General features: G+C 68.0%; 21 protein-coding genes. 13 read left to right on the forward strand and 8 right to left on the reverse strand.

Annotated features, from left to right (window positions below):
- The first annotated feature begins 25 nt into the window (after positions 1-25).
- The 3 genes from araB to araA are packed head-to-tail and all read left to right on the forward strand — an operon-like array spanning position 26 to position 3,886.
- Positions 26-1,690: a ribulokinase gene (araB, locus tag AB0J62_RS22605; RefSeq protein ID WP_363874286.1), complete on the forward strand. Its 1,665-nt coding sequence runs from the start codon at positions 26-28 to the stop codon at positions 1,688-1,690.
- Positions 1,687-2,364, forward strand: a complete 678-nt coding sequence (locus tag AB0J62_RS22610) for an L-ribulose-5-phosphate 4-epimerase (protein WP_363874289.1) — start codon at positions 1,687-1,689, stop codon at positions 2,362-2,364. The genes araB and AB0J62_RS22610 overlap by 4 nt, the downstream gene beginning before the upstream one ends.
- 16 nt (positions 2,365-2,380) lie before the next feature.
- A complete protein-coding gene (gene araA, locus AB0J62_RS22615) occupies positions 2,381-3,886 on the forward strand; it encodes an L-arabinose isomerase (RefSeq protein WP_363874292.1) in 1,506 nt (501 codons plus the stop codon).
- Here the strand turns inward: araA and AB0J62_RS22620 are convergent.
- Together AB0J62_RS22620 and AB0J62_RS22625 are read right to left on the reverse strand one after the other, a co-directional pair.
- The gene (locus tag AB0J62_RS22620) at positions 3,879-4,250 is read right to left on the reverse strand and encodes a DUF1398 family protein (RefSeq protein WP_363874295.1); all 372 of its coding nucleotides are present in this window, start codon (positions 4,248-4,250) and stop codon (positions 3,879-3,881) included. The genes araA and AB0J62_RS22620 overlap by 8 nt on opposite strands.
- Before the next feature lie 20 nt (positions 4,251-4,270).
- A complete protein-coding gene (locus AB0J62_RS22625; RefSeq protein WP_363874298.1) occupies positions 4,271-5,959 on the reverse strand; it encodes a cytochrome c biogenesis protein CcdA in 1,689 nt (562 codons plus the stop codon).
- A gap of 100 nt (positions 5,960-6,059) precedes the next feature.
- On the opposite strand from AB0J62_RS22625, the gene AB0J62_RS22630 reads away from it, so the two are divergent.
- Positions 6,060-6,995, forward strand: coding sequence for a patatin family protein (locus AB0J62_RS22630; RefSeq protein WP_363874301.1), 936 nt, complete (start codon positions 6,060-6,062; stop codon positions 6,993-6,995).
- Positions 6,996-7,027: 32 nt separating this feature from the next.
- Here AB0J62_RS22630 and AB0J62_RS22635 read toward each other — a convergent pair whose 3' ends face one another.
- A complete protein-coding gene (locus tag AB0J62_RS22635) occupies positions 7,028-8,440 on the reverse strand; it encodes an MFS transporter (RefSeq protein WP_363874304.1) in 1,413 nt (470 codons plus the stop codon).
- 46 nt (positions 8,441-8,486) lie between these two features.
- Here AB0J62_RS22635 and AB0J62_RS22640 point away from each other — a divergent pair, with 46 nt between their 5' ends.
- Positions 8,487-8,921: a MarR family transcriptional regulator gene (locus AB0J62_RS22640; RefSeq protein ID WP_363874307.1), complete on the forward strand. Its 435-nt coding sequence runs from the start codon at positions 8,487-8,489 to the stop codon at positions 8,919-8,921.
- On the opposite strand, the gene AB0J62_RS22645 is transcribed toward AB0J62_RS22640, so the two are convergent.
- The 3 genes from AB0J62_RS22645 to AB0J62_RS22655 form a co-directional block, all read right to left on the reverse strand.
- Positions 8,918-9,859 (reverse strand): aldo/keto reductase, encoded by a 942-nt coding sequence (locus tag AB0J62_RS22645; protein WP_363874310.1) that lies wholly within the window; start codon positions 9,857-9,859, stop codon positions 8,918-8,920. The two genes, AB0J62_RS22640 and AB0J62_RS22645, sit on opposite strands and share 4 nt — an antisense overlap.
- Positions 9,860-10,282: 423 nt before the next feature.
- Positions 10,283-10,645, reverse strand: coding sequence for a MerR family transcriptional regulator (locus AB0J62_RS22650; protein ID WP_363874313.1), 363 nt, complete (start codon positions 10,643-10,645; stop codon positions 10,283-10,285).
- Positions 10,646-10,670: 25 nt separating this feature from the next.
- A complete protein-coding gene (locus AB0J62_RS22655) occupies positions 10,671-11,306 on the reverse strand; it encodes a GAF and ANTAR domain-containing protein (RefSeq protein WP_363874697.1) in 636 nt (211 codons plus the stop codon).
- Positions 11,307-11,515: 209 nt separating this feature from the next.
- Between AB0J62_RS22655 and AB0J62_RS22660 the strand changes: the two genes are divergently transcribed.
- The 6 genes from AB0J62_RS22660 to AB0J62_RS22685 are packed head-to-tail and all read left to right on the forward strand — an operon-like array spanning position 11,516 to position 16,305.
- Complete coding sequence (locus AB0J62_RS22660; RefSeq protein ID WP_363874316.1) at positions 11,516-12,946, forward strand: SpoIIE family protein phosphatase; 1,431 nt, start codon at positions 11,516-11,518, stop codon at positions 12,944-12,946.
- A gap of 60 nt (positions 12,947-13,006) precedes the next feature.
- Entirely contained in the window at positions 13,007-13,438 is a 432-nt protein-coding gene (locus AB0J62_RS22665) for a hypothetical protein (protein WP_363874319.1), read from the forward strand.
- Positions 13,435-14,664: a divalent metal cation transporter gene (locus tag AB0J62_RS22670; RefSeq protein WP_363874322.1), complete on the forward strand. Its 1,230-nt coding sequence runs from the start codon at positions 13,435-13,437 to the stop codon at positions 14,662-14,664. Before AB0J62_RS22665 ends, AB0J62_RS22670 begins: the two co-directional genes overlap by 4 nt.
- 2 nt (positions 14,665-14,666) lie before the next feature.
- Entirely contained in the window at positions 14,667-14,960 is a 294-nt protein-coding gene (locus AB0J62_RS22675; RefSeq protein ID WP_363874325.1) for a hypothetical protein, read from the forward strand.
- Entirely contained in the window at positions 14,947-15,288 is a 342-nt protein-coding gene (locus AB0J62_RS22680; RefSeq protein ID WP_363874328.1) for a hypothetical protein, read from the forward strand. Before AB0J62_RS22675 ends, AB0J62_RS22680 begins: the two co-directional genes overlap by 14 nt.
- 3 nt (positions 15,289-15,291) lie before the next feature.
- Positions 15,292-16,305 carry a DNA topoisomerase IB gene (locus AB0J62_RS22685; protein WP_363874331.1) on the forward strand — a complete coding sequence of 338 codons (1,014 nt, stop codon included), beginning with the start codon at positions 15,292-15,294 and terminating at the stop codon, positions 16,303-16,305.
- A gap of 3 nt (positions 16,306-16,308) precedes the next feature.
- Here AB0J62_RS22685 and AB0J62_RS22690 read toward each other — a convergent pair whose 3' ends face one another.
- Positions 16,309-17,193: an MBL fold metallo-hydrolase gene (locus tag AB0J62_RS22690; protein ID WP_363874333.1), complete on the reverse strand. Its 885-nt coding sequence runs from the start codon at positions 17,191-17,193 to the stop codon at positions 16,309-16,311.
- An 82-nt stretch (positions 17,194-17,275) separates the two neighbouring features.
- Between AB0J62_RS22690 and AB0J62_RS22695 the strand changes: the two genes are divergently transcribed.
- Together AB0J62_RS22695 and AB0J62_RS22700 are read left to right on the forward strand one after the other, a co-directional pair.
- Positions 17,276-18,139 (forward strand): LysR substrate-binding domain-containing protein, encoded by an 864-nt coding sequence (locus tag AB0J62_RS22695; protein ID WP_363874336.1) that lies wholly within the window; start codon positions 17,276-17,278, stop codon positions 18,137-18,139.
- Positions 18,126-18,896: a glucose 1-dehydrogenase gene (locus tag AB0J62_RS22700; RefSeq protein WP_363874339.1), complete on the forward strand. Its 771-nt coding sequence runs from the start codon at positions 18,126-18,128 to the stop codon at positions 18,894-18,896. The genes AB0J62_RS22695 and AB0J62_RS22700 overlap by 14 nt, the downstream gene beginning before the upstream one ends.
- A gap of 35 nt (positions 18,897-18,931) precedes the next feature.
- Here AB0J62_RS22700 and AB0J62_RS22705 read toward each other — a convergent pair whose 3' ends face one another.
- The gene (locus AB0J62_RS22705; RefSeq protein ID WP_363874342.1) at positions 18,932-21,466 is read right to left on the reverse strand and encodes an ATP-binding cassette domain-containing protein; all 2,535 of its coding nucleotides are present in this window, start codon (positions 21,464-21,466) and stop codon (positions 18,932-18,934) included.
- Between the last annotated feature and the right edge of the window lie 15 nt (positions 21,467-21,481).

Genomic DNA, 21,481 nt, shown 5'->3' on the forward strand with positions numbered 1-21,481 from the left:
ATGTTAACGCTCACAATTTCGTTTTATGAGCAATGCCGAACAGTTTGTTGTCGGAGTGGACTTCGGGACACTGTCCGGTCGCGCCGTCGTCGTCCGGGTTTCCGACGGGGCCGAGCTCGGTGCCGGCGTGCACGAGTACGCACACGCAGTGATCGACGACCAGCTGCCCGCGACCGGCCGACGGCTGCCGCCGGACTGGGCGCTGCAGGTGCCCGACGACTACCGCGAGGTACTGCGGACCGCCGTACCCGCTGCAGTTGCCGCAGCCGGCATCGACCCGGCGCAGGTGATCGGGATCGCCACCGACTTCACCGCCTGCACGATGGTGCCCTGCTTGGCCGACGGCACGCCGCTGAACGAGGTGGACGGGCTGGCGGACCGTCCGCACGCCTACGTCAAGCTCTGGAAGCACCACGCCGCGCAGCCGCAGGCCGACCGCATCAACCAACTCGCACGCGAGCGGGGCGAGAGCTGGCTGCCACGGTACGGCGGGCTGATCTCGTCGGAGTGGGAGTTCGCGAAGGGGTTGCAGCTGTTCGAGGAGGACCGCCCGCTCTACGACCGGATGGAAGGCTGGGTCGAGGCGGCCGACTGGATCGTGTGGCAGTTGTGCGGCCGCTACGTCCGTAACGCGTGCACCGCCGGTTACAAGGGCATCCTGCAGGACGGCCACTACCCGTCGGCTGACTTCCTCGAAGGTCTCGCGCCCGGCTTCGGGACATTCGTCGCCGACAAGCTCGAGCACCCGATCGGTCAGCTCGGATCCGCGGCCGGCCAGCTGACTGCCGAGGCGGCGGAGTGGACGGGTCTGCCGGCGGGTATCGCGGTCGCCGTCGGGAACGTCGACGCGCACGTGACGGCACCGGCAGCGCAAGCCGTCGACGCCGGGCAGATGGTCGCCATCATGGGTACGTCGACCTGTCACGTCATGAGCGCTGATGCGCTGCGCGAGGTTCCCGGCATGTGCGGTGTCGTCGACGGCGGCATCATCGCGGGACGCTGGGGCTACGAGGCCGGCCAGAGCGGTGTCGGCGACATTTTCGGTTGGTTCGTCGACAACGCCGTTCCGCCGTCCTATCACGAAGCCGCGGCCGCGGCCGGGGAGTCGCTGCACGAACACCTCACCAGGCTCGCCGCCGGGCAGGCCGTGGGCGAGCACGGGCTCGTCGCGCTGGACTGGCACAGCGGCAACCGGTCGGTGCTCGTCGATCACGAGCTCTCGGGCCTGATCGTCGGCCAGACACTGGCCACGCGTCCCGAGGACGGCTACCGAGCGTTGCTCGAGGCAACGGCATTCGGAACGCGGGTGATCACCGAGACGTTCGGCGACAGCGGCGTACCGGTGAAGGAGCTGATCATCGCCGGCGGGCTGGCGAAGAACGCGCTGCTGATGCAGATCTACGCCGACGTGACCCGGCTTCCGCTCTCGATCATCGACTCCGAACAAGGGCCGGCGCTCGGGTCGGCGATCCACGCCGCCGTCGCGGCCGGTGCCTATCCCGACGTTCCGACCGCCGCCAAGAACATGGGCAAGGTCAGGCGCGGCGTCCACCTCCCGGACGAAGAGCGGGCCAAGGCCTACGACCAGCTGTTCGAGCTGTACCTCGAGCTGCACGACTACTTCGGGCGCAACAGCCGGCTGATGCGCAAGCTCAAGTCGATCCGGCGCACTGCTGTGGAGAGCCGATGAGCGCGATCACGGAGGTCGCCGACACGCTGACCCGGCTGCGATCCGAGGTGGCTCAGCTGCACGCCCATCTTCCGGCGTACGGGCTGGTGGTCTGGACGGCGGGCAACGTCTCCGCCCGGGTGCCCGGTCACGAGCTGATGGTGATCAAACCGAGCGGGGTCGCGTACGACGAGCTGACGCCCGCGAACATGGTCGTCTGCGATCTCGACGGCCGCGTTGTCGACGGTGAGCACGCGCCCTCGTCGGACACCGAGGCGCAGGCGTACGTCTACCGGGAGATGCCGCACGTCGGCGGTGTGGTCCACACGCATTCGCCGTACGCCGTCGCCTGGGCCGCGCGCGGCGAGTCGATCCCGTGCGTCACGACGATGTGCGCGGACGAGTTCGGCGGCCCGATCCCGGTCGGCCCGTTCGCGATCATCGGCGACGACTCGATCGGCCGCGGCATCGTCGAGACGCTGCGCGACTCGCGCTCGCCCGCCGTGCTGATGCAGAACCACGGCGTGTTCACGATCGGGCCGACCGCCAAGGCCGCGGTCAAGGCGGCGGTCATGTGCGAGGACGTCGCCCGCACCGTGCACCTGGCCCGCCAGCTCGGCGAGCCGATCCCCATCGAGCAGGCCTACATCGACCGCCTCTTCGATCGCTACCAGAACGTCTACGGACAACGATGATCGCCGGAAGGACCACATGTCTGTGAACAGCACACTGCGAGAGGTCTGGTTCCTCACCGGCAGCCAGGGCCTGTACGGTCCAGGCACCCTCGAGCAGGTCGCCGAACAGTCCCAGGCCGTCGCCAAGCGCCTCGCCGGCGCCAACCTGCCGGTGGAGATCGTCTGGAAGCCCGTGCTGCTCGACGCCGGCGCGATCCACCGGCAGATGCTCGAGGCGAACAGTGCGCCGCAGTGCGTCGGCGTGATCGCCTGGATGCACACGTTCTCGCCCGCGAAGATGTGGATCGCCGGACTCGACGCGCTCCGCAAGCCGTTGCTGCACCTGCACACCCAGGCCAACGTTGCGTTGCCGTGGGCAACGATCGACATGGACTTCATGAACCTCAACCAGGCCGCCCACGGCGACCGGGAGTTCGGCTACATCCAGTCCCGGCTGCACGTGCCGCGCAAGACCGTGGCCGGACATGTCGAGTCGCCGACCGTCCAGGCGCGGGTCGGGCACTGGGCCCGTGCCGCGCTCGGCGTCGCGGAGCTCCGGTCCCTCAAGCTCGCCCGGTTCGGTGACAACATGCGCGACGTCGCCGTCACCGAGGGGGACAAGGTCGAGGCGCAGTTGAGGTTCGGTGTGTCGGTCAACACCTACGGCGTCAACGAGCTGGTCGCGGCGGTCGACGGTGTGGCCGACGGCGACGTCGACCCATTGGTGCAGGAGTACGCCGACACCTACACCGTCGCGCCCGAGTTGCTGCCCGGCGGCGACCGGCACGAGTCCCTGCGGTACGGCGCCCGGATCGAGCTCGGCCTGCGGTCATTCCTGACCGAGGGCGGATTCGGCGCGTTCACCTCGAACTTCGAGGATCTGGGCGGGCTGCGTCAGTTGCCCGGTCTGGCTGTGCAGCGGCTGATGGCCGACGGGTACGGGTTCGGCGGCGAGGGCGACTGGAAGACGTCGGTGCTGCTGCGCGCGAGCAAGGCGATGGCCGAAGGGCTGCCGGGCGGCACGTCCTTCATGGAGGACTACACGTACCACCTGGTGCCGGGGGAGGAGAAGATCCTCGGCGCGCACATGCTCGAGGTGTGTCCGTCGCTGACGACGGGCCGCCCGTCGCTGGAGATTCATCCGCTCTCCATCGGAGGCCGCGAGGATCCGGTCCGGTTGCGCTTCACCGCCGATCCCGGCGCCGGCATCGTGGTCGGGATCGCCGATCTGGGCGATCGCTTCCGGTTGACGGCGAACGTCGTACACGTCGTCGAGCCGGATGAGGAGCTCCCGCGGTTGCCGGTCGCGTGTGCGGTGTGGAAGCCGGAGCCGTCGCTGGCCACGTCGGCCGAGTCCTGGCTGACGGCCGGCGGACCGCACCACACCGTGCTGACGACGGCCCTCGACCGCGAGGTGTACGAGGACTTCGCCGACCTGCTCTCCGTCGAGCTGGCCGTCATCGACGCGTCCACCACCGTGCGCGAGTTCCAGCGCGAACTCCACTGGACCGACGTCTACCACCGCCTCACCCGAGCTAGGTGACATCCTCCTCGAGGAGGGTGTTACCGGCCTTGTCGAGGTAGGAGATCGTCAGGGCGTGGGTGTCGAAGATCCACTTCTGGATGCCGCTGTCGGCGAGAGCCTTCGACATCTTCACGTAGTCCTTCACCTTGAGAGCCTCGGCGAGCATCGCCCGATCGCTCACCTCGGCAATGGCGAACGTCTGGTGAGCCGGCGGCGTCGACACGACGTAACCGTCCGCGCCGCGATGCTCGGTGTGGCCGTCAGTCACGAACGACACGGATTCCTGTACGCCGATCTCCCTCAGCGCATTGAGGTACGCCGGGAGCGTTGCCGCCTTGCCATGTCTGTCATGGATCTCGTTGATCTGGTCGATCGTGAACATGACGTTCACTCTAAGGGCGATCAGCCGAAGCTGAAGGTGAAGGCGGAGATTCCTGGGGTGTAGGTCAGCGTCATGGTTTTGCGTTCGGTGGTGGGGTTGCCGACCAGTTGGTAGGCGTTCGGGGTGCCGTCGACCTGGATGACTCGGTCAGGTTCGCCGGGGATCGAGACGGTGACGGTGCCGTGGCCGGACAGGACGTGGTACACCTTCGAGGCGTTGAAGTTCAGGCGTGCCCGGGAGCCGCTGGTGGACGTGACGCTCTGCGTGCCGACGGCCCAGTCGCCGCCGAGGCTGTAGGTGTCGTTCGGTTGCGCCGGATTGAGGCCGAAGGCAACGGTCTTGCCGGGCGTGAGCTTGCCCGACGTACCGGCGAGGTTTGTCGACCGGGAGTAGGCCAGGTACGTCTCCGGAGTACGGCCGTCGACGCCGACATCGGTCTTCACGGTGCCGTCCACCGGCTCGGGCAGCTTCGTGTTCGGGTTCGCGGTGGTGAGGAGTTCGCGGAGCTGCCGTTCGGTCTGCGCATAGTTGCCTTCGCCGAAGGTGATCGCGCGAACGGTGCCGTCGGCATCGATCAGGTACTTCGCCGGCCAGTACTGGTTCCGGTACGCCGTCCAGGTGGCGAGGTTGTTGTCCTGGACAACTGGATACTCGATGCCTTCCTTGCGGATCGCCGACCCGACGTTCCGTGCGTCCTTCTCGAATGCGAACTCGGGGGAGTGGACACCGATGATCTCCAGACCCAACGACCTGTACGCCTTGTCCCACGCGAGCAGATGCGGTGTCGCGCGCTGGCAGTTGATGCACGAATAGGCCCAGAAGTCGACCAGGACGACCTTGCCTTTGAGATCGGCCAGGGTGGTCGGCGAGCCGTTGAACCATTTCTGCGTACCGCGGAATTCCGGCGCCGCGCCACACGAGGCCAGCTCCGCCGCGCCCGGCGTGCACTTGCTCAGTTCGGCCGACGCATCGCCGATCGCCGGCGCGAGCGCACCCTGCACTGTCTTGTTCTCCGCGACCTTCTTCTCCAGCCCACTGGTGTACGACGGCAGCTCGCGCTGGATCACATCGGTGATGTTGAACGCCAGCGCGCCGGCGAGCAGGATCATCACGACCCCGCCGCCGAGCCGGAAGCCGCGTGCATGGCTGCGGTACGCCTTGACCCGCTGGGAGATGCGTGAACCCGCCGCAGCGAAGATCAGCAGGGGCAGCGCGGCGCCGAGCGCGAACGACACCGTGAGTACGACGGTCCGCCAGCCGATGTTTCCGGTGGCGCCCGCGACAGTGATCGCGGCGAGCACCGGACCGGCGCACGGCACGTACAACGTGCCGAGCCCCAGACCGAGGACGAACGCGCCGCTGTCGTTCCGGTTGATCTTGGGCAGTCGGTAGAACGGCTTCTCGATGAGGTGTCCGAGCGCCGGCACGATGAGGCCGAGGCCGACCAGCGTGAGGATGGTCAGACCGGTCCACCGCAGGAAGTCGTCGGGCAGTCCGAGCGCCGAGAGGATCACGGATCCGACCAGCGTGAACACGCTGAAGCTCACCACGATGCCGACGATGATCTTCACCGGCCGCAGGTCGCGCCGCGTCGACGCACCACCGGCTCCGGCTCCGGCGAAGAAGATGATCGGGAGCATCGGCAGCACACACGGGGAGACCCCGGTGATCAGACCGCCCAGCAATCCGATGAAGGCCAGCGTGATCATCTGCAACACCCCAAGGCGGAAGCTCGACAAGACACCGGTACTTCGTCCCAGCTCAGCTGCCGGATGGGTGCCGCCGAGGGCAGGACCGTATAAAGGACTGGTGACCGAGTCTGTGATCCAGTTGCTGCGCGATCGCCGGAAGCAGGGGAGTACGCCGGGGCATCGCCGCGATGATGCGCGCCTCGTGCTGCTGATCGAGGGCGGAAGCTCGCGCGGGGCGTACTCCAGCGGTATGACGGTCGCGGTCGAGCAGCTCGGACTACTGCCGCTGTTCGACGGCGTGTACGGCAGCTCCGCCGGTGCACTGAACGCGGCCTGGCTGCTGTGTGGTCGCGCCGACAGCACGAAGCATGCCTGGTGGGACCGGACGATCATGGGCACGACCATCAACCCGCGACGGATCCTGCGCCGCCAGCCGGTGGTCGACACCAGCTACCTCGTGCAGAAGGTCTACACCGAGATCATGCCGATGGGGTTCCAGGAGGTCCTCGACAACCCGGTCGGCATCCATCCGATCGCGACCGACGCGATGACCGGTCAGCCGGTCGACCTGCATCCGCATATCCACGATCAGGCAAGCTTGCAGGCGGCCCTTCGTGCTTCGGCCGCGATGCCGCTGCTGGCCGGTCCGCCGGTGGAGATCGACGGTACGCCGTACGTCGATGCCGGGGTCAGCGAGGGCACACCGGTGCGTACGGCGCTCGCGCAAGGCGCCACGCACCTCGTTGCCTTCCGCACGCGTCGCCTGGACGAGAGGCAATCGCCGCCGTCGCGCGGTGAACGGGCGCTGATGACGCGCTGGTTCACTCGCCATGCCCCGGGCGCCCTCGAGCCGTGGTTGCATCGCGTGGAGATCCGGGCGGAGGAGGAGCGGCTGCTGACGTCGCATCCGGCAACCATCCAGGTCCGTCCGCCGGCCGGAAGCGTGAGTATCGGCCGGACGGAGCGGCGACCCGATCCGCTCAAACTGGCAGTCGAGACCGGTCGTCGTGCGGCCCTCGACGCGTTGTCGGGAAGTGCCGAGGTACCGGTGTGACAACCCCGCCGGTCTGAGGAGTTTGCCCGGGCTTACCAGGTGCCGCGGTGGTCGGGGACCAGGAAGGTGATGGGGATCATCAGGAGGAGGATGGCAGCGAAGACCACGAAGCTGTGGGCTTGGGTGGCGCCGGCGTCGGTGGCGTGGTTGAGAATCGCGGTGGTGACGGAGACGGCGACGATTCCGCCGGACTGACGGAACATGCCGCGGAGGCCGGCGATCGCGGAGATCTGGTCTGGGGCGAGTTGCAGGCTGGCGTTGTTGGAGGCGGGGATGGACAGGCCCATGCCGATACCGGTGATGCCCGCCGCCATCGCCAGCCAGGCGTACGGCGTGAGGCCGTGCGGGGCGATCGACATCAGCGTCATCCCGCCCGCGACCAGCACGAAGCCGCCGATCATCGGAGCCCGGTAGCCGGTCCGGCGGAGCGCGAACACTGCGAGCCCCGCGACGCAGATCATTCCGACTGCCCTTGCCGTGAGCAACGTTCCGGCCTGGAGCGGCGCGATGCCGTACCGCGATTCGGCGTACAGGGGCACGAGTGCGCCGAAGCCGAGCATGGCCGCACCGAAGAGGAAGTTGATCGTGTTCATCGCGCCGAAACCGCGTCCGCGCAAGAGGCTGATCGGGATGAACGGCGCCGCATGCCGGTTCGCGTGCCGGACGAACAGGAAGCCGAGCACGAGCGCGATCAGCATCGCCGCGATGAACAGCGGATCGGTGGGCTCCGCGCCGGCGCTGCCCAGCGAACTGATCCCGTACATGTCGAAGAGCATCGTCACCGCGAGCAGGAAGGCGCCGGTCCCGTCGATGCGAGAGGTCGCCTTCGGGACGCTGCTCGGGATGAACCGCAGGCCCAGGACGATCAGCAGCAGACCGATCGGGATGTTGACGACGAAGATCTCGCGCCAGGACCAGTAGGTGACGATGATGCCGCCGATGATCGGGCCGATGATGCCGCCGATCGGGAAGATCGAGGTGAACATCCCGATCGCCCGGTCCCGGTCGCGGCCGAACTGCTCGGCGACGATACCGGTCGCGGTCGGCATGAAAGCGCCGCCGCCGATCGCCTGGAACGCGCGGAAGATCACCAGCAGGTAGATGTTGTCCGCGAGACTGCAGCACAGCGAAGCGACCGTGAACAGCGCCGCCGCGCCGAGGAAGACCTTCTTCCGCCCGAACTGGTCGCCGAGCCGGCCGGCCAGCGGCATCACGATGATCTGGCCGAGGGCGTAGACGGTGATCGTCCAGCCGCTCCAGGTCAACTCGGCCTTCAGATCGCTGCGGATTGCATTCAGCGCCGTCGCCACTATGGTCTGATCGATCGATGCCATCAGCAGGGCGATCGCGACGATGCCGAAGACGAGCCGCCGGTGGGCCAGTGGCTCGCCTGACCCAGCTGCGGCCGGCTCGGTGATCGCCGGTGGTGAACTCGACGGTTCCATCGATGAACAGACTACATTGCTTGCTGGCAGGCAATAAAGGGGTGACATGACTGACACCGAGACGTTGAGCAAGCTTCGTGGCGTGATCTCCAAGCTGGCGCGGGAGCTCAACGCCACGGCGACCGATGAGGGCCTGACGCCGACCCAGGCGTCCGTGCTGGGCCTGATCACGTTCCGTGGCCCGCTCGGGCTGACCGAACTGGCTCAGCTCGAGGGGCTCAATCCGACCATGTTGTCCCGGGTGGTGGGCCGACTGACCGAGCTCGGGCTGATCCAGCGCGACCCGAACCCGGACGACCTGCGCGCGGTCCGCGTCGAAGCCACCGATGCCGGCCGCCAGTTGCACGAACGCGTGAAGCTGCTCCGCACGCAGGCACTGGGCGCCTGCCTCGACCAGTTGCCGGAGGCGTCCGCCCGGACGATCATCGACGCGCTCCCGGCCCTCGACGACCTGGCCCAGAGCCTGCGTGCGAATCGCTAGCGGACGTCGAGCCGCTTGAGCTGATCCTCGGTAAGGCTCAGGGCGACGCCGTCGAGGGCGGATTCGAGCTGGTGGAGCTTGCTGCCGCCGAGCATCGGGCGGATGCCTTGGGCAACCAGCCACGCGAGGACGACCTGGCCGCGGGTGGCGCCGGTCTGCTCGGCGACGTCATCCAGGGCGGCGAGGCGGCGGGTGTTGCCCACGTGGTCGTACACCTCCGGGATCTGCTTGTCCGGGTTGTCGTACGCGCCGGACAGGAGCGGCGTGTAGGCCCAGACCTCCATCCGGTGTTCGCGCGCGTGGTCGAGCTGTTCCTCGCTGAGCTGCCCGAACGGGTGTGCGGTCGCCTCCGGCAGCGTGCCGGGGCGGACTCGCAGGTAGGTGGCGCTCAGTTGGAGCGCGTCGATCGGCGCGAACCCCTTGGCCAGGGCGTGATTGCGGGCGCGTTCGATGCGCCAGGCCGGGTGGTTGGACGCGCCGACACGTCGTACCTGGCCGGCTTGGTTGAGTTCGGCGACGGCGTCGACGGTTTCCTCGATCGGCGTACGGCGGTCCTCCTGGTGGAGCCACAGCAGGTCGACCTGCTCGATACCGAGTCGTTCGAGGCTGCCGGCGAACGCGTCGTGGATCGCCCGGCGGCTCAGCCCCGAGCGCTGCTCCGGCCACGAACCGGCCCAGAGCGGTTCCGCGCCGACCTTGGTGGCGATCCGGATCCGGTCGCGTACGCCGGGGCGCGCGGCCAGCCAGCGACCGAGTACCCGCTCGCTGGCGCCGCCGCGCCCATCGTCACTGGCCCAGAACGCATAGCAGTCGGCCGTGTCGATCCAGACACCGCCGCGCTCGACGAACCGGTCGAGCAACGCGAACGACGTGTCCTCGTCGATCGCCGTACCGAACATCATCGCGCCGAGCACCAACGGCGAAGTAAGAGCTGTCATGCCGAAGACGATCCAACCTGGAGCGCACACCAGGTCAAGCCGACGGCGAGAGTCGTCCAGGAAGACGAGCCGTTCCAAGAGAGACCAAAGAAAACAAAGAAAGAAAACAAAGAAAAAGAAGGATCTACTGGAGTGGTTGGCTCAGGTGATCGGCAGCAGGTTTGACGATGCCACCCTGGATCGTTCCGTGGAGGGGAACTTGTGAATGGTGTGATGGTGCCATGTGCGGCGTCGGAGTATCAAATGGGGTTGTCTTCGACCAGCACGTGGCGGTGGCGAACGCACTGGCCAGTCCGGGTTCATGCGGGTGTTCTGACACGCCAGGTGGCCCGGTGTGACTTGCGCACGATCAGCTGAGTCAGCTACCACTCTAAATCTCTTTTTTCCTTCTTTTCTTCTTTTCTTTGGTCTCTTGGCTGGGGATCAGTTGCCGAGCTGCTCGCGGTACCAGGCTGCTTTTTCCTCGAGGCGGGTGCGTTGGGATTCCAGTTCGGCTATTCGGGTTTCTACGACCTTGGCGTGTTCCTCGATCAGGGCCAGGCGTTCGGGCATCGTTTCGGGCGAGCGGGCGAGTTCGCCGTAGCGACGGAGGCGCTCGATCGGCATGCCGGTGTCGCGCAGGCAGCGCAGGAAGTCGAGCATGGCGAGGTCGTCGTCGGAGTACTGCCGTCGGCCGCCCGAGTTGCGCGCCACCGGCGGCAGGATGCCCTCGCGCTCGTAGTAGCGCAACGTATCGATGCTGAACCCGGACCGCTCAGCCGCCTCTGCCGGACCGTATGTCGTCATGTCCCGAGCCTAAACGGGCCGGTGGTCAGGATCGAGGGAGACTTCGGGTGGCGACGAGTTCGCGGGCGACGTCGTGGAGTTTGGTGTTGGTCTGCTGGGAGTAGCGCTTGAGGACCAGGAAGGCCCGGTCGGCGTCCAGGCCGTAGCGCTCCATCAGGATGCCCATCGCCTGGCCGACGAGCTTGCGGGCGTCGACCGCGAGGTTCAGGTTCTGCTCGCGGCGGGCGGTCGCGACAGCGACGGACGCGTGCCGGGCCAGGATGTGGGCGATCGCCTCGGCGTCCGGCCCGAACGCATCCGGCTCGACGCTGTAGAGGCCCAGCACGCCGACGGTGCCCGCGGCAGTCCGCAGCGGTACGTCGAGAACGCTCCGGACTCCCAGCTCGAGGACCTTCTTGGCCCACTCCGGCCAGCGCGGCTCGGACGTGGTGTCGGGCACCACGACAGTCGTCTGGTTACGCATGCACTCGACCAGCGGACCGGCTTCGCCGTCCATCTGGAACCGGTAGATCTCGGCGACGGTGGGGTCAGTCGCCGCCGGAACTTCCGGATTTCCGCCCCTGGCGTAGAGCGCGACTCCGGCGTACTGACAGTCGACGGCTTGCAGAGCGAACTCCACAACCGCCTGAACCGTCTCCTCCACACCGTCCGCGTCGTGCATCTCGAGTGCAAGCCGGGCGAAGGTCGCCGCGACTTGATCCGGGTCGCGTAGCGCGGACTGAGGTTCGAACTCATCCACCTCTCCATCATGCACCCCAGCCCCACCTGTCACGAGGCGACGCGTACGCCAATTCCGCCCCAGGTGCGTTGACCGGACGGAAGTGGGCACAGGGAGGTCTCAGCCCGAGGTCGTTCGCGGAGGAGGTCGGGATGTACGAGCAGGCCCGGCGGACGGCGAGCAGGTTGAGGGAGGCGCTGCCGCCGACCCGGTTGCCGGTGCTGCCCGGCGTCGACCTGGCCGCTCGCTACCTATTGGCAGAGCCCGGCGCGACCGCGGGGGGCGACTGGTTCGACACCGTGGTTCTCGACGATGGCCGGGTCGCGTTGCTCGTCGGCGACGTCGTCGGGCACGGAGCCCGGGCATCCTGGGTGACGGGCCGGCTCTGCGCCGCGCTGTCGATGGCGCTGCAGGACGGCGCGGATCCGGCCGTCGCGATCAGCCGCCTGGAGAAGTTCGCGAGCCGGGTGCCGGGCGCGGAGGCCGCCACGGTGTGTGTCGCCGTACTGGATCCGGCCACCGGGGACCTGACCTACTGCACTGCCGGGCACCCGCCGCCGTTGATCGCGTCGAGCGAAGGCACCTCGCGGTACGTCGAACCGTCCGGCGGCACGCCACTCGGCGCGCCCGGTGGATATCAACTCCGCCGTGACCGCCTCGACCCGGACGACGTGCTGCTGCTCTACACGGACGGCCTCATCGAACGCCCGTACAGCACCCCGGATCAGGCGACCGCCGATCTGCTGAGCGCCGCTGCGACCGCAGTTGCGGCATCGCAGCACTCTGCCGAGCGCATCACCGAGCAGGTACTCGACTTGCAGGCTGGTCATTCGGACGACGTCACGGTGCTCGCCGCCCACCGGCGTACCCCGGTGGTGGCGTTGACGCAGAGCGGCGAGGCTGTTCCGGCGACCGCGGCGTGGTTGCGCGACGAGTTCTCCGCGTGGTTGCGCGCTCTGGAACCGGAACCGGTCGTGGTGATCGGAGTGGAGAGCGCGGTCATCGAGTTGATGGCGAACGTGGTCGAGCACGCGTACTACGACTGCGCACCCGGCCAACTCACGCTGGCGGCCGACCTGGCGCCGAGTGGGGAGCTCTCGATAGCGGTGCAGGATCGCGGTCGGTGGAAGGAGTCGGAGCCGGCCGCCGACCGTGGGCACGGGCTCGCGCTGGCGGGTGCGATGGTCGACGACCTGACCGTCGAACGGACCCTGGACGGTACGACGGCGACCGTGCGCACGGCGCTGACCAAGGCGCCGAGCAGGCTCGTGGGCGAGGTGCAGCCCGCACCCGAGCGGGCCGAGTTCTCCGCGGCGGTCGCCGACGGGAGGCTGCTGGTCGGGGGCCCGATCGACATCGTCACCGCGCGGGGATTCGACCGCATCCTGCGTGACGTGGCGCGCCACGCGACCCGGCCGCTCACCGTGGACCTGTCGCGGGTGACACACCTCGCCAGCGCGGGCATCCGGGTGCTCGCCGCCGCGCTACGCCGCAGCGACCGCAAACTCGAACTGGTCGCGCGGCGGGGAACCCCGGCCGACCACGTGCTGGCTCTGACCCAGCTCCCGCATCGCACAGCGTGAACCAGGTGTGGCCCCGGGTACAGGTGCGTCGTACGACTATCGGACCTTGGATGGTGACGCGTGCTGCGGTGGATAGCAGGCGGGGTGCTGGCGGCGGTACTTCTGACCGGGTGTGGTGATCCCGACCAGAAGCTCCGCGAGAACGCCGCTCAGACGGCACGGACCGCCTCCTCGGAGGTGAACACGACCCGCTTGGTCGTCGAGCAACTGCAGGCGCGGCGGCTCTGGGCACAGCCGGCCCGCCGGATGGTCGACGACTCCGAGAAGAGTCTCGGCAAGACGGCCGACTCGTTCTCGACGCAGCAACCGTCGACCGAGCAGTCGGCCAGGTTGTACGAGCAGGTCAACTCGGCGCTCGACGACGCGGTGTCCGCGGTGACGGTGGTCCGCATCGCGCTCGAGAACGACGACCTGGCCGCCGCCGAACGGCAACTCCCGGCGCTTCGACTGTCCGGCAAGGACCTCGACCAGATCGGGGAGCTGGCGAAATGAAGAAGCTCCTCGGTGTCACGCTCGGCATCCTGACCGCGATCGGCGGCTTCGTCGACATCGGCGACCTGGTCACCAACGCCCTGGTGGGCGCGCGCTTCGGCATGCACCTGGCCTGGATCGTCATCGTCGGCGTGATCGGGATCTGCTTGTACGCCGAGATGTCCGGCCGGGTCGTCGCAATGTCCGGCCGGCCGGTGTTCGATCTGATCCGCGAGCGGCTCGGACCCCGGACCGGGCTGCTCGCGCTGGTGGCGTCGTTCCTGGTGACGCTGCTGACGTTGATCGCCGAGATCGGCGGTGTGGCGCTCGCGTTCGAGCTTGCGAGTGGCGTCAGCTACCTGTTGTGGATGCCGCTGGCGGCGCTCGCGGTGTGGCTGGTGATCTGGCGGGTCAAGTTCTCCCGGCTGGAGCAGGTCTTCGGGCTGCTCGGACTGCTGCTGATCGTGTTCGCGGTCGCACTGTTCAAGCTCGGACCGGACTGGGGCCAGTTGTTGCACCAGGCAACCCAGCTGCATCCGACCGGGCACGAGGGCTGGGCGACGTACGCGTACTACGGGATCGCGCTGTTCGGCGCCGCGATGACGCCGTACGAGGTGTTCTTCTTCTCCTCCGGAGGGGTCGAGGAGAAGTGGACGCGGCGCGACCTGGGAACCGAGCGTGCCAACGTGTTCATCGGATTCCCGCTCGGTGGGCTGCTGTCGCTGGCGATCATGGGGTGTGCCGCGGTGCTGTTCCTGCCGGCCGGCATCCAGGTCGGCACGCTTGGGCAGGTGGCGCTCCCGGTCGCCGTTGCCTTGGGCAAGATCGGGCTGGCGGTCGTGTTGATCGGCATGTTCGCGGCGACGTTCGGCGCGGCGCTCGAGACCGCATTGTCGTGCGGGTACACGATCGCGCAGTACCGAGGCTGGCAGTGGGGCAAGTTCGTCCGGCCGCGGGAGGCCTCGCGTTTCCACGTGATCATCATCGTGTGCCTGGTGCTGGCGGTGCTGACCCTGTTGACGGCGGTCGATCCGGTGAAGGTGACGGAGTACTCCGTGGTGTTCGCCGCGATGGCGTTGCCGTTGACGTATCTGCCGATCCTGATCGTCGCGAACGATCCGGACTACGTCGGGCGGGAGACGAACGGGCCTGTTCGCAACGCCTTCGGGCTGTTCTATCTGGCGCTGCTGACGATCGCGTCGGCCGCTGCGATACCGCTGATGATCATCACCAGAGCAGGAGCGTGACCATGTCCGGACGAGTCCTTCACGCACAGCTGCATCTGCTCGACCGGCAGCTGATCGACCAGGCCGACGGGCACCTGGCCGGCAAGATCGACGACGTCGAGCTCGACCTCGCCGCCGACCCGCCGGTAGTGGCGGCGCTGATCTCCGGCCGTGCCGAGATCCCCGCGGCCCGGATCGCCGAGATCGACACGGCGGTGACGATCTCGGCCGAGGGCCTCGACCTGGACTACTACGACGACTGGATCGAGCGCCACGTCATCGACAAGATCCCCGGAGCCGGCGATGCGACTGAATGAACTCCTCGGCCACCGGGTCATCGATGCCGACGGCGACGAGTTCGGCGGCGTCGCGGATGTACGGCTGGTCCAGGACGGACCGCTGCTGGTTTCGATGCAGCGCGCGTTGCGGGTCGACGGCCTGATCGTCGTCGAGAACCGTGCCACCCGGTTGTTCGGCTACGAGCGCCATGTCGGCCCTGAGCTCCTTCGCCGGCTCGTGCACGCCCGATTGGGCGGCGTCTGGTACCTGCCGTGGAGCGAGGTCGACGAAATCACTGCCGGCACCGTCACCACGACGAGCCGTCGCGGAGACCTCCGTCCGTTGGAAGAAATGGCTCGGTACTGAGCGATGCGGCTGAAACGAAGTCAGGTCGACGAGCCGGGGTTCCAGCGCCGGCGACGCGGGCGTGGATTCAGCTATCTCGATGTCGACGGCAAGACGATCAAGGACGTCGACGTGGTGGAGCGGATCCGGACGCTGGCGATCCCGCCGGCGTGGGAGGACGTGTGGATCTGCCCCTATCCGAACGGCCACATCCAGGCGACGGGTACCGATGAGGCCGGGCGGCGGCAGTACCTGTACCACGACGACTGGCGGTCGGCGCAGGACGCGGTCAAGCACGACCGGGTGCGTCAGCTGGCACGCAAGCTGCCGGCGTTCCGGGAGGCCGTGGACGAGGATCTGTCCGCGCGGGGCCTCGACCGGCGGCGGGTGCTCGCGGTGGCGCTGCGGATGCTCGACTACGGCGTCTTCCGGACCGGGAACACGAAGTACGCCGATGAGAACGGCAGCCGGGGTGCGGCGACCCTGCTGCGTGACGACGTTCGCGTGAGCAAGGGAAAGGTGAGGTTCGACTTCGTTGCGAAAGGTGGGCAGGAGCGGACGATCGAGCTCGACGATGATCGGCTCGTGCAGGCCGTCCGGTCGCTGAAGCGCGGCCGGCACCAGAGCCCGCGACTGCTCGTCTACAAGGACGACGACGGCTATCACGAGATCGACGCTGGGATGGTCAACGACCGGTTCCACGAGCTGGTCGGCGACGACTACACCGTGAAGGACCTGCGCACCTGGACGGCGACCGTGCATGCCGCCGTGGATCTGGCCGACGCCGACCCGCCAACCACGAAGGCAGCGCTGAACACGGCGGTGAAGGAGATGCTCGAGGAGGTCTCCGATCACCTCGGCAACACCCCGGCGGTGGCCCGCAGTTCGTACGTCGACCCGCGCATCATCGATCAGTTCGCGCACGGCCGGACGATCGCCCAGGTGATCGACCGGGTCGGCGACGATCTCGACAACGCCAAGACCCGCGCGACCGTCGAACGGTCCGTCAACCGGATCCTGGACGAGGACAAGCGGTAGTGCCTACTCGGCACACAGACAGTTGATGCTGGGCTCGATCCAGTCCTGGCCGGACCATTCGGGGTGCCGCTCGATCAGCAGGGCTTTGACCTCGGCGCGGATGTCGGACTCGCTCATGGCGGAGTCCCGTCGGCGCCAGGTCTCGTCGCGGAGTTCGCGGAGGTAGTCGCCGACAGTGCTGAGGATCTCCGGGCCGCCGAGCTCGCCATGACCAGGTACGACGATCTTCGGCGCCGTCGTGGTCAGTCGATCCATCACGGACAACCAGCCGACGCCGGACACGTCGACGTCGTACGGCGGGAACCACGGGAAGATCGCGAACTGGCCCGTCTCGGCGAGGTCGCCGGTGAACAGCACGCCGGCGTCCGGCACCTGGATGACCTGATCGCCCTTCGTGTGACCGCGACCCGTGGCGCGCAGTTCGACGATCCGTCCGCCGAGATCGAGGTCATGCGCGTCGTCGTACACCTGGTCGGGCGTAGGGATCTCGACGTCCTCGAGCCGCTCCGCGATCGGGCCGCCGAAACCGCGGAACATTTCCAGATAGCCGGAACCCTTGGCCTGCAGGTCGTCCGCCTGCGTACGGTTGACCAGGTACGTCGCGTGCCCCGCGAAGACCTGTGCGCCGAACGCGTGCTCGGGATGGAAGTGGGTCGTGGTGAGGTACAACCGCCGGCCGCGCGCTACCTCGGTCGCCAAGGCCAGTACCTCCGACGCGTTGGCGGTGCCGATGCCCGTGTCGACGACCAGGACGGCGTCGGTGCCGCCGATGAGGCCGATATTGGGCACGAGATCGACCTGTTTGTTCGGGATCACGAGCAGGTCGGGTGCGAGCTCCTGGGCGTCGGCGACGCGGACGGCGGGGTCGGGCAGCAGTACGTCGGTCATGCTCCGATCCCACCTTCTCCGCCGCCGCGGCGTCCAAGACCGATCCGGTCGCAGCGATACCGTGCGGGTATCGTCGCTGGTCATGGAGCTGCGCACCCTGCGGTACTTCGTCACCGTTGCCGAGGAACTCCACTTCGGCCGGGCAGCGATGCGGCTGCAGATGAGTCAGCCGCCACTGAGCCGGGCGATCAAGCAACTGGAGCGAGAGCTCGGCGCCACGCTGTTCGACCGGTCCGCGGCGGGGGTCGCGCTCACGCCGGCAGGCGTCGTACTGCTGGAGGAGGCGCGGACCCTGCTGGAGCAGGCCGATCAGGTGCCGGCTCGGGTACGCGGCGCGGTCAGCTTCACGATCGGCATGCTGGGGGACAGCACGGATCCGGGTGCGACCCGGTTGGCGGCCGCGTACCGGCAGCAGCATCCCGGTCTGGAGGTCCGCATTCGCGAGGCCGATCTGACCGATCCGACATGTGGTCTGCGGGCCGGTCTTGTCGACGTGGCGCTGACCCGGGCACCGTTCGACGAGACCGGATTGACCGTGCACGAGTTGCGGGCGGATCCAGTCGGCGCCGTACTGCGGGCCGACGATCCGTTGGCTCAGCGCGATGAGTTGAAGCTGGCGGACCTGGCGGATCGACGGTGGTTCCAGTTTCCTGCGGACACCGATCCGATCTGGCAGTCGTACTGGAACGGCGGCCGGCATCGGGAAGGTCCGGTCGTGCGGTCGGTCCAGGAATGTCTGCAGGCCGTGCTGTGGAACGGCACTGTCGGATTGAGTCCGCTCGGGCACAACCCGCCGGGCGAGCTCACCGTCGTACCGATTCTCGATCTGCCGCCGAGCCGGGTCGTGACGAGCTGGAAGACGGGGGAGACCAACCCGCTCGTGCAGTCTTTTGTCGAACTCGCCTCCACCGCGTACCAGGGACAATGGCCCGATGAGCGTTCTTGACAAGTTCTCGTTGGCCGGGCGGACCGCGTTGGTGACTGGTGGCTATCGAGGCCTCGGGCTCGCCTTCGCCACCGGATTGGCCGAGGCCGGCGCGGATGTAGTGATCGGGGCGCGCGATGTTGCGGCGTCCAAGGAGGCGGCTGCCCGGCTGGCCGAGCGTACCGGCCGGACCGTGATCGGCGTCGGTCTCGATGTGAACGACCGTGCGTCCGGTCAGGCCGCGGTCGAGGCCGCGCTGGAGGCGACCGGTCGCTTGGACATCCTGGTGAACAACGCCGGAGCCTGCGTGCATCGGCCGTCGCTCGACATCCCGGACGAGGAGTGGGACGAGGTGTTCTCGACGAACGTCGACGGTCTGTGGAAGCTCAGCCAGACGGCAGCGCGCCACTTCATCACCGTCGGCGGCGGCACCATCGTCAACATCGGCTCGATCTCGGCACAGATCGTGAACCGTCCGCAGTGGCAACCGGCGTACAACGCGTCGAAGGCCGCGGTGCATCAGCTCACCAAGTCGCTCGCCGCCGAGTGGGCGCCGTTGAACATCCGGGTGAACGCGGTCGCGCCCGGTTACGTGAAGACCGAGATGGCACCGGTCGACGAGCCGCAGTTCAAGGCGCGCTGGATCGATGACGCGCCGATGCAGCGGTACGCCGTACCGGAGGAGATCGCGCCGACCGTCGTCTTCCTCGCGTCGGACGCGTCCAGCTTCATGACCGGCTCGGTGGTGGTGATCGACGGCGGCTACACCCTTCACTAGCTGCTGCTCGTGGTCGCGCCGGCAGTCGGCACCAGTTAGCGGGTGATGCGGTCCACTCGGTGGCCGGTCTGGTCGAAGACGTGGATGCGGGTGGTGTCCAGGGCAAGGTGGATGCGGGAGCCGCGTTTCAGGTCGGCTTCAGCGGGCAGTTCGATGACCAGGTCGGCTCGGCGGTGCGTGGGAGGCAGGAGCTCCGGCGCAGCAGTTGTGCGGGCGGACCGGACTCGCGACAGGACCCTGGTCAACACCGACGAGGGCGCGTCCTGAGGCGGTACGGCGTGCAGCGGTCCGGGCCGGCCGACGTGATCGGGGTTGACAGCCTCGATCCCGCATTCGACGAACGCGATGGACTGCTGCCCGTGGAACTCGAACGCGCGCAACGTCCCGGACAGTTGGTTCGCGACGTCCTCGTCGGTGATGACGCGGAAGGCGTTCGAGCGGGCGCCGACGATGACCTGGGCGCCGTCGTGGTGGCGCAGGATCAGCGAGCGGCGATCGGGCGGGGGCAGGGCGATGGACTGGGCGCCGAAGTCGAGCGCCACCCGATGGTGTGCGGTGACGCGGACGGTCGCGGACAGCAGGTTGATCCTCGGAGCGCCGAGGAACCCGGCGACGAATGCGGTCGCGGGGTCGTTGTAGACCTGCGCCGGGGTGCCGACGTCCTCGATCCGGCCGTCGCGCATGACCGCGATCCGGTCGGCCAGCGTGAGCGCCTCGACCTGGTCGTGGGTCACGTACAGCGTGGTGACGTTCAGGTCCCGCGTCATCGCGCCGATCTCCTGGCGCAGCTCGGTCCGCATCGTGGCGTCGAGGTTCGACAGCGGTTCGTCCAGCAGGAACACGTTCGGACGGCGTACGAGCGCCCGCCCGATCGCGACGCGCTGACGCTGCCCGCCGGACAGCGTCCGCGGCATCCGGTCGAGGACCGACCCGATGCTGAGGATCTGGGCCAGGCCGGCGGCGGTCGAGCTCGCGTCGTCGTCGCCGTGCCCGGCGACCTGGAGCGGGAACATGATGTTCTCGCGGACGGTCCGGTTCGGGTACAGCGCGCCGGTCTGGAAGACCATCGCCACCTGGCGATCCTTCGGCGGCAAGCGGGTTCCGTTGGTCCGGCCGAACCAGATCTCGCCGGCCGTCACCCGCTCGAGCCCGGCGATCATCCGCAGCAGCGTGGTCTTCCCACACCCCGACGGCCCGAGCAGCACCATGAACTCGCCGTCGGCCACGTCGAGGGACAGCTCGTCCACAGCCAGGTGTTCGCCCTCGAACACCTTGGACACCCCGTCGAGCCGGATCGCTGTCATCCCGTTTCTTATACGGGAAGACCGGTTCACCGGCAAGCACTGAAGCCCGCTCTGCAGGTAGTTGCAAACGGCAAGATTGAGCACCTGACTGTTGCTATAGGCAAGCGTCTGTGAAAGCTGCTCAAAGTCGGTCTGCGGGGTGCCGTTGACGACGACCGTGACGAGGTCGCCGATCCCACCCTCGGGGGTGCGGGTGAGTCGGATGAGGTCGGCTCGGGCGCCGACTTCCAGGCGGCCGCGGTCCGTCAGGCCGAGGAGGTTGGCCGGGTTGGTGGTGGCCATCGTGACGGCGGTGTCGAGGGGGAGGCCGCCGCGGCCGGTGGACCAGCGGAGGCAGTCGAGGAGGGACGCGCCGCTGCCGGCGAGGTACGGCGTACCTTGCAGGCGCAGGCTGCCGTCGGGGCCGACGGTGACTGCGCCGCCGACTGCCGTTGTGTAGTCGCCGGGAGCGCAGCCGGCTAGCGCGGCGGCATCGCTGGTGAGGACGCAGCGGGTGGGGTCCTTGGCCCGGACGAAGGCGGCGAAAGTGTCCGCGGGGAGGTGGTGGCCGTCGGCAATCAGCCCGGCGGTCAGGGCGTCCTCGACCAGCTGGGGCCAGATCGGATTGTGGTGCCGGTCGAGCTGTGCGGGCAGGGCGTTTCCGAGGTGCGTGGAAAGCCGCCCACCCGCGGCCGCGAACGCGTGGATCTCGTCAGCCGTGGCAAGGGAATGCCCCACCGATACGATCATTTCGTCGGCGAGGCGGCGGGTGAACTCGAGGGCACCTTTGCGTTCGGGGGCCAGCGTCACGATGGCGATGGCGCCGCTCGCAGCCTTCTGCCAGCGGGCGAATTCGTCGAGGTCCGGGTCGCGGATGGCGGCCGGGTCGTGTGCACCGCGGGCGCCTTCGACGCTGGAGATGTACGGACCCTCGAGATGCAGGCCCGGTACGCCGTACGCCGCTATCGGATCGGCTGCTCTGGCCGCGGCGGCGCGGGTGACGAGGGCGGTCGTCGTTGCGTCGTCGGCGGAGATGATCGTGGGGTAGACCGTCGTGACGCCCTGCTGCCACAGCACGCGGACCAGGTCGGACAATTCGCCGGCCGGACGAGTGGGATCGTTGACGTCCAATCCGGCGTACCCGTTGAGCTGGATGTCGATCAGGCCGGGGAGCAGCAGTAGGTCAGGCGCTGCCGGGTGGTCGGTGATCTCCTCGATGCCGGCGGCGGAGTACCACACCCGCACGCCGCGACCGTCGGCCGTCCGACCTTCCAGAACCTGAGCCATAGATGACACAACTAC

This window comes from Kribbella sp. NPDC049584 (genome assembly GCF_040675555.1).
Classification (GTDB): Bacteria; Actinomycetota; Actinomycetes; order Propionibacteriales; family Kribbellaceae; genus Kribbella.

Coding starts and splice junctions, on each gene's coding strand:
- AB0J62_RS22610 (WP_363874289.1), top strand. CDS start 1,687: ATGAGCGCGATCACGGAGGTCGCCGACACGCTGACCCGGCTGCGATCC.
- AB0J62_RS22660 (WP_363874316.1), top strand. CDS start 11,516: ATGTACGAGCAGGCCCGGCGGACGGCGAGCAGGTTGAGGGAGGCGCTG.
- AB0J62_RS22640 (WP_363874307.1), top strand. CDS start 8,487: ATGACTGACACCGAGACGTTGAGCAAGCTTCGTGGCGTGATCTCCAAG.
- AB0J62_RS22655 (WP_363874697.1), bottom strand. CDS start 11,306: ATGCACGACGCGGACGGTGTGGAGGAGACGGTTCAGGCGGTTGTGGAG.
- AB0J62_RS22705 (WP_363874342.1), bottom strand. CDS start 21,466: ATGGCTCAGGTTCTGGAAGGTCGGACGGCCGACGGTCGCGGCGTGCGG.
- AB0J62_RS22700 (WP_363874339.1), top strand. CDS start 18,126: ATGAGCGTTCTTGACAAGTTCTCGTTGGCCGGGCGGACCGCGTTGGTG.
- AB0J62_RS22645 (WP_363874310.1), bottom strand. CDS start 9,859: ATGACAGCTCTTACTTCGCCGTTGGTGCTCGGCGCGATGATGTTCGGT.
- AB0J62_RS22680 (WP_363874328.1), top strand. CDS start 14,947: ATGCGACTGAATGAACTCCTCGGCCACCGGGTCATCGATGCCGACGGC.
- AB0J62_RS22690 (WP_363874333.1), bottom strand. CDS start 17,193: ATGACCGACGTACTGCTGCCCGACCCCGCCGTCCGCGTCGCCGACGCC.
- araB (WP_363874286.1), top strand. CDS start 26: ATGAGCAATGCCGAACAGTTTGTTGTCGGAGTGGACTTCGGGACACTG.
- AB0J62_RS22685 (WP_363874331.1), top strand. CDS start 15,292: ATGCGGCTGAAACGAAGTCAGGTCGACGAGCCGGGGTTCCAGCGCCGG.
- AB0J62_RS22675 (WP_363874325.1), top strand. CDS start 14,667: ATGTCCGGACGAGTCCTTCACGCACAGCTGCATCTGCTCGACCGGCAG.
- AB0J62_RS22695 (WP_363874336.1), top strand. CDS start 17,276: ATGGAGCTGCGCACCCTGCGGTACTTCGTCACCGTTGCCGAGGAACTC.
- AB0J62_RS22620 (WP_363874295.1), bottom strand. CDS start 4,250: ATGTTCACGATCGACCAGATCAACGAGATCCATGACAGACATGGCAAG.
- AB0J62_RS22635 (WP_363874304.1), bottom strand. CDS start 8,440: ATGGAACCGTCGAGTTCACCACCGGCGATCACCGAGCCGGCCGCAGCT.
- araA (WP_363874292.1), top strand. CDS start 2,381: ATGTCTGTGAACAGCACACTGCGAGAGGTCTGGTTCCTCACCGGCAGC.
- AB0J62_RS22650 (WP_363874313.1), bottom strand. CDS start 10,645: ATGACGACATACGGTCCGGCAGAGGCGGCTGAGCGGTCCGGGTTCAGC.
- AB0J62_RS22670 (WP_363874322.1), top strand. CDS start 13,435: ATGAAGAAGCTCCTCGGTGTCACGCTCGGCATCCTGACCGCGATCGGC.
- AB0J62_RS22625 (WP_363874298.1), bottom strand. CDS start 5,959: ATGATCACGCTGGCCTTCATCGGATTGCTGGGCGGTCTGATCACCGGG.